The following is a 13,058-nucleotide window of genomic DNA, read 5'->3' as shown; positions in this document are numbered from 1 at the left end:
CCCCGATGGGTTTCAATCTTTCCGAATGGGCGTTGCGTAATCGCCAGATCGTACTGTTCCTGATGATCCTGCTGGCCGTGGTTGGCACCTTGTCCTACACCAAGCTGGGACAAAGTGAAGACCCGCCATTCACCTTCAAAGCCATGGTGATCAAGACCAACTGGCCCGGTGCTACGGCCCAGGAAGTCTCGCGTCAAGTCACCGAGCGCATCGAGAAGAAACTGATGGAAACCGGCGAGTACGAGCGCATTGTCTCGTTCTCGCGCCCTGGCGAGTCCACGGTTACCTTCATTGCCCGCGACTCCATGCACTCGGCGCAGATTCCTGAGCTGTGGTACCAGGTGCGCAAGAAGATCAGCGACATCCGTCAGACCTTGCCGCCGGATATCCAGGGTCCGTTTTTCAATGATGAATTCGGCACCACCTTCGGCAATATCTATGCGCTGACCGGCAACGGTTTCGACTATGCCGTGCTCAAGGATTACGCCGACCGCATCCAGATTCAGCTGCAACGGGTAGCGGATGTGGGCAAGGTGGAATTACTCGGCCTACAGGATGAGAAAATCTGGATCGAGCTGTCCAACCTCAAGCTCGCCACCCTCGGCCTGCCATTGGCAGCGGTTCAGCAGGCGTTGCAGGAACAGAACGCGGTGTCCACGGCCGGCTTCTTTGAAACCCCGAGCGAGCGCGTGCAACTGCGTGTGTCGGGCAACTTCAAGACAGTGGAGGAGATCCGCGACTTTCCGATTCGAGTGGGCGACCGGACCTTTCGTATCGGCGATGTAGCTGACATTCACCGTGGCTTCAACGATCCGCCGGCACCGCGCATGCGTTACATGGGCGCCGATGCAATCGGCCTGGCCGTGGCCATGCGCGACGGCGGCGATATCCTGATATTGGGCAAGGCGCTAGAAGGCGAATTCGCACGTTTGCAGAAGAACCTTCCGGCAGGCATGGAGTTGCGCAAGGTGTCGGACCAACCGGCAGCGGTGAAAACCAGTGTCGGGGAATTTGTGCAGGTGTTGGCTGAGGCATTGGCGATCGTATTGCTGGTGAGCTTCTTCTCTCTCGGCCTACGCACCGGCATGGTGGTGGCCCTGGCGATTCCGTTGGTGCTGGCGATGACCTTCGCCACCATGTATTACCTCGGCATTGGCCTGCACAAGATTTCCCTCGGCGCACTGGTACTCGCCCTCGGTTTGCTGGTGGATGACGCGATCATCGCCGTGGAAATGATGGCAATCAAAATGGAGCAGGGCTACGACCGGCTCAAGGCCGCCAGTTTCGCCTGGACCAGCACCGCCTTCCCGATGCTCACCGGCACGCTGATTACGGCGGCAGGTTTCCTGCCGATTGCCACTGCGCAATCGAGCACCGGCGAATACACCCGTTCGATTTTCCAGGTGGTGACCATCGCGTTGCTGGCCTCGTGGGTCGCCGCGGTGGTGTTCGTGCCATACCTGGGGGAAAAGCTCCTGCCGGACCTGGCGAAAATTCACGCAGCCAAACATGGCGCTGAGGGCCCGGATCCCTACGGAACGCCGTTCTACCAGCGCGTAAGGCGTTTGGTGGAGTGGTGTGTCACTCGACGTAAAACCGTGATCGTACTGACACTGCTGCTGTTTATCGGCTCAGTGGCGCTATTTCGCTTTGTGCCACAGCAGTTCTTTCCGGCCTCGGGGCGCCAGGAACTGATGGTCGACCTGAAACTGGCCGAAGGCGCGTCCCTGAGCAACACTGCCGATCAGGTCAAGCGCCTGGAAGCCTTGCTCAAGGACCATGCCGGCATCGAGAACTACGTGGCTTACGTCGGCACCGGTTCGCCGCGTTTCTACTTGCCGTTGGATCAGCAACTGCCCGCCGCGAGCTTTGCGCAATTTGTGGTGCTGGCCAAAACCATCGAAGAGCGCGAAAGCCTGCGCACCTGGCTGATCGCAACCCTCAACGAACAATTTCCCGACCTGCGTTCGCGCGTCACCCGCCTGGAAAACGGCCCACCCGTGGGTTATCCGGTGCAGTTTCGCGTGACCGGCGAACACATCGAGGAAGTTCGCGCCCTTGCACGGAAAGTTGCCGCCAAGGTTCGCGAAAATACCCACGTGGTCAACGTTCACTTGGACTGGGAAGAGCCGAGCAAAATTGTCTACCTGAACATCGACCAGGACCGCGCCCGCGCCCTTGGTGTGAGCACTGCCAACCTGTCGAAATTCCTGCAGAGTTCACTCACCGGCTCAAGCGTCAGCCAATACCGGGAGGACAACGAATTGATCGAGATCCTCCTGCGCGGCACGGTCCACGAACGCACCGAACTGTCGCTGCTGCCTAGCCTGGCGGTGCCGACCGACAACGGCAAAAGCGTGGCCCTGTCGCAGATCGCCACCCTCGAATACGGATTCGAGGAAGGCATCATCTGGCACCGTAATCGCCTGCCGACGGTCACCGTGCGCGCCGACATCTATGGCAAGGAACAACCGGCGACGCTGGTGCAGCAGATCCTGCCGACCCTCGAAGGCGTGCGGGCCGAACTGCCGGATGGCTACCTGCTGGACGTCGGCGGTACCGTCGAGGACTCCGCCCGCGGGCAGAACTCGGTGAAGGCCGGCGTGCCGCTGTTTATTGTGGTGGTGCTGACCTTGCTGATGCTGCAACTGCGCAGCTTCTCACGCACGGCAATGGTGTTTCTCACGGCGCCGCTGGGTTTGATCGGCGTCACGCTGTTCCTGCTGGTGTTTCGTCAGCCCTTTGGCTTCGTAGCCATGTTAGGGACCATCGCCTTGTCGGGCATGATCATGCGCAACTCGGTGATCTTGGTGGACCAGATCGAGCAAGACATCAAGGCTGGCCTGGCGCCGTGGCAGGCGATTATCGAAGCCACCGTCCGACGCTTCCGCCCGATTGTGCTGACGGCACTCGCGGCGGTATTGGCGATGATCCCGCTGTCTCGCAGTGTGTTCTTCGGACCGATGGCGGTGGCGATCATGGGCGGGCTGATTGTGGCGACGGCGTTGACGCTATTGTTCCTGCCGGCACTGTATGCTGCGTGGTTCAAAGTGAGGAAGGACGTCGCGTAACCATGTTGGCCACTGTTTCAGCCCTGATATTGCTACTGCTTGCCCCTGGCCCTACCAACACCCTGCTGTTTCGCGCAGGTGTGTTGTTCGGGTTTCGGGCATCCTGCAAGCTCGTGCTAATCGAGTGCCTGGCGTATTTGCTGCAAGTGTCGGCATGGGGTGTGGCGCTTCTCTATCTCGCGGCGTTTTCACCGTGGGCGTTGAAGGCGACGCAACTGGCGGCGGCGTGCTACCTGCTGTATGTGTCGTGCAAATTGTGGCAGCGCAAGAACAGCGAGATCAGCCCTGGCAAAGATCGCTTCACCGGGTTGTACTTCTTTTTGTTGACGGTCATGAATCCCAAGGGCTTGCTGATCGTTTCCTTTATCGCTCCGTCCAATACGTTCACCGCCGCGCAAGGTTATGCCGAGTTCATGGGGTTATTGGCGTTGGTGGTTGTGCCGGTAGGGGCCGCTTGGGTGTTGTTGGGGAGTCGCTTCGAAGGGATGCAGAAGAGTTGGCTCACGCCCTTGAAGATCAATCGAATCACGTCGATTGCCATTGGCTGCTTCGCAACCTTGATGATGGGCCGACTGGCCGATTCAGTTTTTCACTAGAATCGCTCCCCGTTGCAGGGAGCGATCCTCGCGCAGCTTATAGTGCTCCAAACACCTTCTTCGCCAAACTCGTCGCTGCAGCGGCCGGGTTCTTGCGAATCGTCTCTTCCTGCTGCGCAATCATCTTGAACAAACCATCCAGCGCCTGTTCGGTCACGTAGTTTTCGACGTTGGCGCTCTTGGCATCCACCGCACCAAAGGCTGCCGCTTTGCCCGCCAGGGCGTTGTACTGCTGGGCCACGCCGACCTTATCCGTAGCGGCCTTGACGATCGGCAGGAACTTGGCGCGGATTGCATCGCGCGAGCTTTTGTTCAGGTATTGGGTGGCCGAATCCTGGCCGCCGCTGAGAATGCCTTTAGCGTCGGTCACGCTCATGTTTTTCACGGCGTTGACCAGGATCGGCTGTGCCTGGGTCACAGCGGTTTCAGCCGCTTTGTTCATGCTGGTTTCCAGTTGCGTAACCTGGTCGCCCATGCCGAACATTTTCAACTTCTCGGCAACTTTGCCCAGTTTGCCCGGCAGGCCGATCTTCACTTCAGGGTTGTCGCTGAAACCGCCGGGTTTGCCCAGTTGTTTCACTGCGATCTGTGCGCCTTGGGTCAGGGCATCCTTAAGGCCGCCGCTGGCGTCGCCTTGGGACAGGCTACTCAGGTCCAGGGCCATGGCGTTGGCGCCGAGCAGCAGGCCGGCACACAGAGCAGTGAGGCGAAGGGAGTTACGGAGCATTTGCGCTTCCTTATGATCTGGAAAATATCAGTGTGCGACCGCATCAACCCGCAGGCGCAGCGGCTGCGGATCCTGGCCGTTGAGCTGCACGGCGTGACGTTCGGTAGTGATAAACAGTAGCTTGCCATCCTGTTCGATGCGAGCACTCACCGAATAACTGTGGCCCGGTTTAATCTGTGCCGGGTCGTAATTCAGGTGAAACGGCAGCGGTACCTGGCCTTTGATCGGGCCTTTCTGTTCCGCAAGGATCACGGCCGGGGCGTCCATAAGGGACACGTCCTGCAGGCTGACACTCAAGGTTGCTGTTGGCGGCAGGGCGATGCGTTGCAGGTAAAACACTTCGCCATCGAGGCTGGCCTTGGGGGCAGGGGTCATGGATTGGCAAGCTCCCAGCAGGGCGGTCAGGCTCAGGAGGATGATCTTTTTCATGGTGCGGCTCCTTGTCAGCGACGCCAGCTTCCCGCTGGCGCCTTATTCAATCTAGCGGGTTTCTTCAGGCTCATCCGGTTGTTCGGCTGCGCCATCAACACGATGCAGGGCCACCTGGCGAATCGACAGGCGAATCTCAGCCGGCAACACCCGTTTGGCCGCGCCTTCTGCCAGTTCGCCGAGCAGATCGTGATAACTCAGTTTGCCGGCCTCATCGCGACGCAGCACATCTTGTTCCAGCAGTGTCTGGATGAAGTGTCGGAAAAGGCTCTTGTCGAAGAACTCCGGGGCATTGAGGCCGTGCAGGATCGACAGGCGCTGGGCCATGATCGTGCACAGGTCCTCCAGCTCTTCGGCGCTGATGGTGTTCTGGCCGCTGTTGAGCAGCAGCGAGATTGCCATGTAGAAGCGTTGCAGGGTCTGGGCGATGCTCTTGGACAGCAGCGTCAGCAGTACGAATTGCCGCGAGCTTGGCGCCGGGCGCAAGTACACGTTGTTTTCGAAGCGCAGCAGACCTTGTTCGACAAAGGCTTCCAGCCACTGGTCGACGACAGTGTCCAACTCCTCCAGCGACCAGCGGATAAACAGCTCCGATTGCAGGTATGGGTACAGCGCGTGGGTGTAGCGCAGAATTTGTTCGCGGCTCATCCGCGAACTGCTCTGGAAAAAACTCGCCAGCAGCGCCGGCAGGGCAAAGATGTGCAGCACGTTGTTGCGGTAGTAGGTCATCAGGACGGCGTGCTGCTCGTCCAGGTAGACAATCTTGCCGAGGGCGTCGCTCTGTTCTGACAGCAGGTCCATGTCCTTGACGTGCTTGATCAGCGCCAGGCCATCCCCCTCGGGCAGAGTGGTGTGGGGTGAGTAAGGCACGCGGCGCAGCAGCGCGAGGTACAGGTCCAATTGGCGGGCCATGGCCTGTTCGTCCAACGCCAGGCGTGTGGTGGACAGCAGCGCCAGGGCCACTAGGTTCACCGGGTTCACCGCCGCCGCTTCGTTCAAGTGGCGGGCCACCCGCTCGCTGAGGCGGTTGGTGGTTTCGTTGAGCCACGCCGGCTTGTAGTTCGGGGACAGTTCCTGTGTGCGCCAGTCGGGTTGTTCGCTGTCGAGGAATTCCGCCAGCTTGATCGGCTCGCCGAAGTTGACCGCGACCTGGCCAAAGCGCTGCTTGAGCGCGCCGACCACTTTGAAAATGTCGAAAATCGACTCCTTCTTCTTGCTCGCGCCGCGTAGTTCTCCGAGGTAGGTCCGGCCTTCCAGCACGCGTTCATAGCCGATATACACCGGCACAAACACAATTGGCATACGCGAGGAGCGCAGGAAACTTCGCAGCGTGATCGCCAGCATCCCGGTCTTCGGTTGCAGCATGCGCCCGGTACGCGAGCGTCCGCCTTCGACGAAGTACTCAACCGGGAAACCCTTGGTGAACAGGGTGTGCAGGTATTCGTTGAACACCGAGGTGTACAGCGGGTTGCCCTTGAAGGTGCGGCGCATGAAAAACGCCCCGCCACGGCGCAGCAAACTGCCGATCACCGGCATGTTCAGGTTGATGCCCGCGGCGATATGCGGCGGGGTCAGGCCATTCTTGAACAGCAGGTAGGACAGCAGCAGGTAGTCGATATGGCTGCGGTGGCAAGGCACGTAAATCACCTCGTAGCCTTGGGCAACCTTTTGCACGCCCTCGATGTTATTGACCTTGATGCCGTCGTAGATTTTGTTCCAGAACCAACTCAGCACCACTTCGAGGAAGCGGATCGCGGTGTAGGTGTAGTCCGAGGCGATTTCGTTGCCATAGCGCAGGGCCTGGGCCTTGGCTTTTTCGGGGCTGATTTTTTCCCGTTCGGCTTCATCCAGGATCGCCTGACGCACCAGCGGCATATTCACCAGGCCTTTGACCAGGTTGCGGCGGTGAGACAGGTCGGGGCCGATTACGGCTGTCTTCAGGTTACGAAAGTGCACACGCAGGATGCGCTGGGCCATGCGCACAGTGCGTTCGTGCCCTTTATTGTGCTCGATCAATTCACGCAGGTTGATGGGCGCGGAGAATTGCACACGGGTCTTGCGACCAAGAATCAGGATGCTCAACAGACGGCGTAGACGGCCGGTGACGGCCCAACTGTCGGCAAACAGCAGTTTCCACGGGCTGGACTCGCTCGCCGGGGTTTGGCCCCAGAACACACTGACCGGAATGATTTGTGCATTCTCTTCGGCGTGTTCGCTCAGGGTGTTGACCAGGCGAGTCAGGGTGGGCGGCGCGCCGCGCTTGTCCTGACGGCCGAGCCAGTCCGGTTCAGGCGTGAGGTAGAAGAACGCCGCCGGCTCCATCAACGGGCCAACCGATACTGGCAGCACCGGGCGCGGCAGGCCGGCCTTGGTGCACTCGGCATCGACCACCGCCAATTCGGTGAGGGAGGGCGATTGCAGGACGTAGAACACCGGCCGGCTGCGGTCCAGGTTGAGGGTAAGGGACGACTGGTTGATCGTTTCCGAGCGAACCCAGAGGTACAACAGTCGGCGCAAGGTGCCAAACACCAGACGGCGGAACGGGGAGCGGGTCATAGGCGAGCTGCTTCAAGTGGAAAAAACCGAGCAGGCGCTCGGGCGCGTAGTGTGCCGTATTCGCCGAAAATCGGCAAAAAAGCAGCGATGTAAACTTGAGTTGATCGTTTTTGAGCCTGTCTTATACTCGGCAGTTCAACGCGACTGACTCAACAATAAAAAAACGTACGTGGGAGTAAGACAGATGGCAACGCGCGAAACCGGTAATGTGAAGTGGTTCAACGATGCAAAGGGCTATGGCTTTATTCAGCGTGAAGATGGCAAGGATGTGTTCGTGCACTACCGCGCTATTCGCGGTGATGGCCACCGTTCCCTGGCCGAGGGCCAGCAGGTGGAATACGCCGTGGTGACCGGCGAGAAGGGCTTGCAGGCGGAGGATGTGGTCGGTTTGTAATACGGGTTTTTGTTACACACCGCAGAACCCATGTGGGAGGGGGCTTGCCCCCGATTGCAGAGTGTCAGTCACTGAACACATTGGCTGATACACCGCTATCGGGGGCAAGCCCCCTCCCACATGTTGATTGTGGTTTACCGCTCAGGCTCAGGCAGTTTTCCAGGTGATCTGCTCTTCACCGTCTGCGCTGATGCGAATCCAGGTGTCGGCACTTTCCTCACCTTCTTCCTCGACCCACGTCCCCGGCGCGCAGCGCACTTCAACGTTCAGTGCAGCAAACGCGGCGCGGGCGCAGGCGATGTCGTCGTCCCACGGGGTTTGGTCACTTTCCAGGTACAGGCTGTTCCATTTGCCTACAGCCTTGGGCAGCCAGGTGACCGGCACGTCACCGGCCTTGCACTTGTAGGTCTGGCCACGCTGGACCCAGTCGGTGCACGGGCCCAGGGCGGCGCCCAGCCAGGCGGCGATGGCCTTGTAGTCGACGTCGGCGTCCTTCAGGTAAATCTCGATATCGGGTTGGCGCATGGATATTCCTCGTTGCGGGATTCGAAAATCCATTCGCGGATACTTAAAGTCGGTTATTGAAGCACGAAATAGTCGTAACGCATCGACACGGTGACCAGCAACGGCTCGGCAGCCTCGATCACTTCGGCACGGCGCTCGGCGCTGGCGCGCCAGCCGTGGGGTGTCATGGCCAGCAGGTTGGCGCGGTCTTTGGGGGCGGCCAGGCTCAGGGTGAACTCCAGGGTTTCACTGTGCGCCAGGCTCATGCCGTCTGGCACCAGAGCCAGGTGTTTGTCGTCGGTGTACTCGCGCACTTCATCGTACAGACGCTCGCGCAGCTCCATCAGGTGGCCACTCGTAGGACCGACTTTCATCAGGCCGCCGCCGGGGCTGAGCAGGCGTTTGGCTTCCTGCCAGTCCAACGGGCTGAACACGCTGGCGAGGAACTGGCAGCTGGCATCGGCCAACGGCACGCGTGCCATGCTGGCGATCAACCAGGTCAGCTTCGGGTTGCGCTTGCACGCACGCTTGACCGCTTCCTTGGAAATATCCAGCGCATAGCCGTCGGCGTGGGGCAAGGCATCGGCGATCTGCGCGGTGTAGTAACCCTCACCACAGCCAATGTCGACCCAGCGCTGCGGTGCGCGTTCAGCCGCCAGTTCGGCGAGGCGCTTGGCCACCGGGGCGTAATGCCCGGCGTTGAGGAAGTCACGGCGTGCTTCGACCATGGCCAGGTTGTCGCCCGGATCGCGGCTGTTCTTGTGCTGCACCGGCAACAGGTTCAGGTAACCCTGGCGAGCCCGGTCGAACCGGTGCCCCACCGGGCAGGCTACGCCGTTTTCGACCGCGTTTAGCGGGGCACTGCAAATGGGACAAGCGAGCATCAGGCGAGCAACTTGATCAGGGTCTGGTAATAGATTTCGGTCAGTACATCGAGGTCGCTGGCGAGGATGCGCTCGTTTACCTGATGGATCGTCGCGTTGACCGGGCCCAGCTCGACCACTTGGGTGCCGAGGGTGGCGATGAAGCGGCCATCCGACGTACCGCCGCTGGTGGACGCCTGGGTCTCGCGACCGGTGATCGCCTTGATGCTGGCAGACACGGCGTCGAGCAAAGCGCCCGGTTCGGTGAGGAACGGCAGGCCCGACAGCGCCCATTCCACATGCCAGTCCAGGCCATGTTTGTCGAGGATGGCTGCAACGCGTTGCTGCAGGCCTTCGACGGTGGATTCGGTGGAGAAACGGAAGTTGAACACCGCCGTCAGGTCACCGGGGATCACGTTGGTGGCGCCAGTGCCGGAATTGAGGTTGGAGATCTGGAAGCTGGTCGGCGGGAAAAAGGTGTTGCCGTTGTCCCAATGCTCGGCGGCCAATTCCGCCAGGGCCGGTGCGGCCAGGTGGATCGGGTTCTTCGCCAGGTGCGGGTAGGCCACATGGCCCTGCACGCCGCGTACGGTCAGCGTAGCGCCGAGGGAGCCGCGACGGCCGTTCTTGACCACATCACCTACCAGGGTGGTGCTCGACGGTTCGCCGACGATGCACCAGTCAAGGCGCTCTTTACGCGCGGCCAGGCGCTCGATCACGGCTTTGGTGCCGTGGTGCGCCGGGCCTTCTTCATCGCTGGTAATCAGGAAGGCAACCGAGCCCTTATGGTCCGGGTAGTCGGCGACAAAACGTTCCGAAGCCACCAGCATCGCGGCGAGGCTGCCTTTCATGTCGGCTGCGCCACGCCCGCAGAGCATGCCGTTTTCGTCGATCAGCGCGTCAAACGGGTCGTTCTGCCAGGCCTGTACCGGGCCGGTCGGCACTACGTCAGTGTGACCGGCGAAGCACAGCACCGGACCTTCGTGCTTACCGTGGGTAGCCCAAAAGTTGTCCACGTCTTCGATGCGCATCGGCTCCAGCGCAAAACCAGCGTCGCCCAGGCGCTGCATCATCAGCTTCTGGCAATCGGCGTCGATCGGCGTGACCGAGGGGCGACGGATCAGGTCGATGGCAAGTTGAAGGGTCGGCGAAAGGTCGGCATGGGCCGTCATGGGAAAACTCCGGAAAGCATGTTTGGAAGAGCAGGGCGGGCGGACAAAACGGCCGTTATCTTATAGCAAAACGGCGACCAGAGGCCGCCGTTTAGTGCATTGCGCAAGTTTTTACGCGGCCGGCGCTGGCTCAGGTGCGGCTGCCGGTTTTGGCAGCGACGACAGGAACGCCATAATCAACGCCGCCACATACGGCAGCGATTGCACCAGCAGCATTACCACCCAGAAACGTATGTCATTGCTTGGCAGGCCTTGCACCAGGTAGATCCCCAGCGCAGCGCCCCACAGCAGCAGCATGATGAACATTTCTTCGCGGGCTTCGGAAATCGCGACCCAGAAGCCGTGGTTATCCGCGTTTTTCGGCGTACGAAAGAACGGAATACTGGTGGTGAAGAAACCATACAGCACCGCCTTGGCGATGGTGTGGGACAGCGCCAGGCCAGCCAGCGCGGCGCAGAACGCATCCTTGAGGTTCACGCCCACGGCACGGCGGTACAGGAAGATGATCTTGCCCACCTTGAACACGAACAACGCCAACGGCGGGATCGCGAAAATCAGCAGCGGCGGATCGACCCGCGTCGGCACGATGATCATCGCCGCCGACCACAACAACGCGCCGACGGTGAAGAAGATGTTCATACCGTCCGCCACCCACGGCAACCAGCCCGCGAGGAAGTGGTAGCGCTGGCCACGGGTCAGCTCCGTGTCCTTGCCGCGCAGCAGGCTGGCGGTATGACGCTTGATGATCTGGATCGCGCCATAGGCCCAGCGGAAACGCTGTTTCTTGAAGTCGATAAAGGTATCGGGCATCAGGCCCTTGCCGTAGCTGTCGTGGTAATACGCCGCCGACAGGCCTTTCTCGAACACCCGCAAGCCCAGTTCAGCGTCTTCACAGATGCACCAGTCGGCCCAGCCGAGTTCTTCGAGCACCGAGCGACGGGTCATGGTCATGGTGCCGTGCTGGATGATCGCGTCGCGGTCGTTACGGGTAACCATGCCGATGTGGAAGAAGCCTTTGTATTCTGCGTAGCAGAGCTTCTTGAAGGTACTTTCGTTCTGGTCGCGGTAGTCCTGCGGCGACTGCACCACAGCGATTTTCGGGTCGGCGAAGTGCGGCACCATGTGCTTGAGCCAGTTCGGCGACACGCAATAGTCCGAGTCGATCACCGCGATCACTTCAGCATCCTTGGCGGTGTGCGGGATTAAGTAGTTCAGCGCGCCGCCCTTGAAACCGGCCAGGGGCGCGACGTGGAAGAACTTGAAGCGCGGGCCGAGGGTTTCGCAGTAGTCGCGCACCGGTTCCCAAACAGCCGGGTCTTTGGTGTTGTTGTCGATAATCAGGACTTCGTAGTCCGGGTAATCCAGCGCGGCCAGGGCGTCGAGGGTCTGTTTGACCATCTCCGGCGGCTCGTTGTAGCACGGCACGTGGATCGACACTTTCGGGCGGTAGTCCGAATCCCCTTCAACCGGCAGGAATTCACGGCGACGCTTGTGAGTCCAGACTGCTTCCGCCAGTTCGTGGGCCTCGGTCAGCAACACAATAAATACGCCGAGGGCGCCGAGTGCCAGGAGGATACCCACGGTGACACTGAACCAAGTGCTGTATTGCTGGCTGTAGTCGTAGCCGATCCACACCAGTACCGAGCCGCAAAGGAATGCGATAAAGGTCAGGAACGTCCGGCCACGCTGGCGCAGGGCCGAGCCGTCGATCATCAGCAGCGTCAGGGACAGCAGGGCAAGCACCACCGAGCCGATGGCCAGTACGCGCCATTGCGGGATGGCGACAATAGGACCTTCAAAGTTGAATTTTTGCTGGCGCGCGGCGTTGTAAACGCCCCAGTAGGCGCCGGCCGAGCCTTCATCGCTGACTTTCCACGGCTGGTCGAAGGCCTCAATCACAAAGTAGTTGTAGCCCTGGCGATTGAGCTTGTTTACCAGGGTGCGCAAGTACACCGCCTGGTCTGCCGGGGACGTTTCGTTGCCACCGCGCATGCGGCCGTTGCTCGGCCAGCCAACTTCCGATAGCAGCAGTGGCTTTTTCGGGAACAATTTCTTCAGGTCCCTGGCGCGATCGAGTACGTATTGGCCGGCCTTGTCCATCGGAATGTATTCCCAGAACGGCAAAATGTGCGCGGCGATCAGGTCGACGTGCTTGGCCAGTTGCGGGTTCTTTTCCCAGATGTGCCATTGCTCGGAGGTGGTCACCGGTACCTTCACCGCGGCGCGCACCCGGTCCAGCAGCACGATCAGTGCCTCGGGGGTGATTTCTTCGCGGAACAAGGCTTCGTTGCCGACCACCACGCGCACGACACTGCGCGAGCTGTTGGCGATCTCAATGGCGCGCTGGATCTCGCGTTCGTTGCGCTCCAGGTCTGGGCTGATCCAGATCCCCAGGGTGACGCGCAAGCCGAACTCTTCCGCCAGCTTGGGGATATCCCCCAGTGTGCCGTCGACCGAGTAGGTGCGGATGTTGTCCGTCAGCTTGCTCATGATCGCAAGGTCCTGACGCATCTGTTCGTCAGTGGGGTATTGGTCTTTCTGCGGGAACTGGCCTTGCTGGAACGGCGAGTAGGAAAAACCGGAGATTTGCTCAGGCCAGTTGGGAGCAGTGACCGGGCGGTTGACCAGCGCCCAGAAGCCGGTGAATAGCGCTGCAATTGCCAGCACGATCACCAGGTTGAGTCCAAATTTACGCGATGCCATGGTTATGTCGGGTTCCAAAGGGTGTGGAACGAAAAGAGGTGTC

The 13,058-nt window shown here is 60.3% G+C and carries 10 protein-coding genes; 3 read left to right on the top strand and 7 right to left on the bottom strand.

Translation table 11 applies throughout. The features are described 5' to 3' along the window. Positions 1-5 precede the first annotated feature (5 nt). Complete coding sequence (locus G9Q84_RS00595; protein ID WP_181642735.1) at positions 6-3,071, top strand: efflux RND transporter permease subunit; 3,066 nt, start codon at positions 6-8, stop codon at positions 3,069-3,071. A gap of 2 nt (positions 3,072-3,073) precedes the next feature. After that, positions 3,074-3,667, top strand: coding sequence for a LysE family translocator (locus tag G9Q84_RS00590; RefSeq protein ID WP_099601265.1), 594 nt, complete (start codon positions 3,074-3,076; stop codon positions 3,665-3,667). A 37-nt stretch (positions 3,668-3,704) separates the two neighbouring features. On the opposite strand, the gene G9Q84_RS00585 is transcribed toward G9Q84_RS00590, so the two are convergent. From G9Q84_RS00585 to plsB, 3 genes are read right to left on the bottom strand one after another with little or no spacing between them, the layout of a single operon-like run. Continuing rightward, a complete protein-coding gene (locus G9Q84_RS00585; RefSeq protein ID WP_032891686.1) occupies positions 3,705-4,394 on the bottom strand; it encodes a DUF4197 domain-containing protein in 690 nt (229 codons plus the stop codon). Between the two features lie 27 nt (positions 4,395-4,421). Further along, positions 4,422-4,823 carry a YbaY family lipoprotein gene (locus tag G9Q84_RS00580; protein ID WP_032891684.1) on the bottom strand — a complete coding sequence of 134 codons (402 nt, stop codon included), beginning with the start codon at positions 4,821-4,823 and terminating at the stop codon, positions 4,422-4,424. 51 nt (positions 4,824-4,874) lie between these two features. After that, entirely contained in the window at positions 4,875-7,379 is a 2,505-nt protein-coding gene (plsB, locus tag G9Q84_RS00575) for a glycerol-3-phosphate 1-O-acyltransferase PlsB (RefSeq protein WP_032891682.1), read from the bottom strand. A gap of 184 nt (positions 7,380-7,563) precedes the next feature. On the opposite strand from plsB, the gene G9Q84_RS00570 reads away from it, so the two are divergent. After that, entirely contained in the window at positions 7,564-7,773 is a 210-nt protein-coding gene (locus G9Q84_RS00570; RefSeq protein ID WP_032891681.1) for a cold-shock protein, read from the top strand. A gap of 147 nt (positions 7,774-7,920) precedes the next feature. On the opposite strand, the gene G9Q84_RS00565 is transcribed toward G9Q84_RS00570, so the two are convergent. The 4 genes from G9Q84_RS00565 to G9Q84_RS00550 form a co-directional block, all read right to left on the bottom strand. After that, positions 7,921-8,298, bottom strand: a complete 378-nt coding sequence (locus tag G9Q84_RS00565) for a hypothetical protein (RefSeq protein ID WP_032891679.1) — start codon at positions 8,296-8,298, stop codon at positions 7,921-7,923. Between the two features lie 53 nt (positions 8,299-8,351). Beyond that, positions 8,352-9,161 carry a putative RNA methyltransferase gene (locus G9Q84_RS00560; RefSeq protein ID WP_181642734.1) on the bottom strand — a complete coding sequence of 270 codons (810 nt, stop codon included), beginning with the start codon at positions 9,159-9,161 and terminating at the stop codon, positions 8,352-8,354. Then, the gene (gene dapE, locus G9Q84_RS00555; RefSeq protein ID WP_099601269.1) at positions 9,161-10,312 is read right to left on the bottom strand and encodes a succinyl-diaminopimelate desuccinylase; all 1,152 of its coding nucleotides are present in this window, start codon (positions 10,310-10,312) and stop codon (positions 9,161-9,163) included. Before dapE ends, G9Q84_RS00560 begins: the two co-directional genes overlap by 1 nt. Positions 10,313-10,423: 111 nt before the next feature. Further along, positions 10,424-13,015, bottom strand: coding sequence for a glycosyltransferase (locus tag G9Q84_RS00550; RefSeq protein WP_122680267.1), 2,592 nt, complete (start codon positions 13,013-13,015; stop codon positions 10,424-10,426). Positions 13,016-13,058: the final 43 nt, after the last annotated feature.

The organism is Pseudomonas sivasensis (genome assembly GCF_013778505.1).
In the GTDB taxonomy this organism is placed as follows: domain Bacteria; phylum Pseudomonadota; class Gammaproteobacteria; order Pseudomonadales; family Pseudomonadaceae; genus Aquipseudomonas; species Aquipseudomonas sivasensis.
This window is presented reverse-complemented; position numbering and strand designations above follow the sequence as displayed.

Coding starts and splice junctions, on each gene's coding strand:
- G9Q84_RS00595 (WP_181642735.1), top strand. CDS start 6: ATGGGTTTCAATCTTTCCGAATGGGCGTTGCGTAATCGCCAGATCGTA.
- G9Q84_RS00590 (WP_099601265.1), top strand. CDS start 3,074: ATGTTGGCCACTGTTTCAGCCCTGATATTGCTACTGCTTGCCCCTGGC.
- G9Q84_RS00585 (WP_032891686.1), bottom strand. CDS start 4,394: ATGCTCCGTAACTCCCTTCGCCTCACTGCTCTGTGTGCCGGCCTGCTG.
- G9Q84_RS00580 (WP_032891684.1), bottom strand. CDS start 4,823: ATGAAAAAGATCATCCTCCTGAGCCTGACCGCCCTGCTGGGAGCTTGC.
- plsB (WP_032891682.1), bottom strand. CDS start 7,379: ATGACCCGCTCCCCGTTCCGCCGTCTGGTGTTTGGCACCTTGCGCCGA.
- G9Q84_RS00570 (WP_032891681.1), top strand. CDS start 7,564: ATGGCAACGCGCGAAACCGGTAATGTGAAGTGGTTCAACGATGCAAAG.
- G9Q84_RS00565 (WP_032891679.1), bottom strand. CDS start 8,298: ATGCGCCAACCCGATATCGAGATTTACCTGAAGGACGCCGACGTCGAC.
- G9Q84_RS00560 (WP_181642734.1), bottom strand. CDS start 9,161: ATGCTCGCTTGTCCCATTTGCAGTGCCCCGCTAAACGCGGTCGAAAAC.
- dapE (WP_099601269.1), bottom strand. CDS start 10,312: ATGACGGCCCATGCCGACCTTTCGCCGACCCTTCAACTTGCCATCGAC.
- G9Q84_RS00550 (WP_122680267.1), bottom strand. CDS start 13,015: ATGGCATCGCGTAAATTTGGACTCAACCTGGTGATCGTGCTGGCAATT.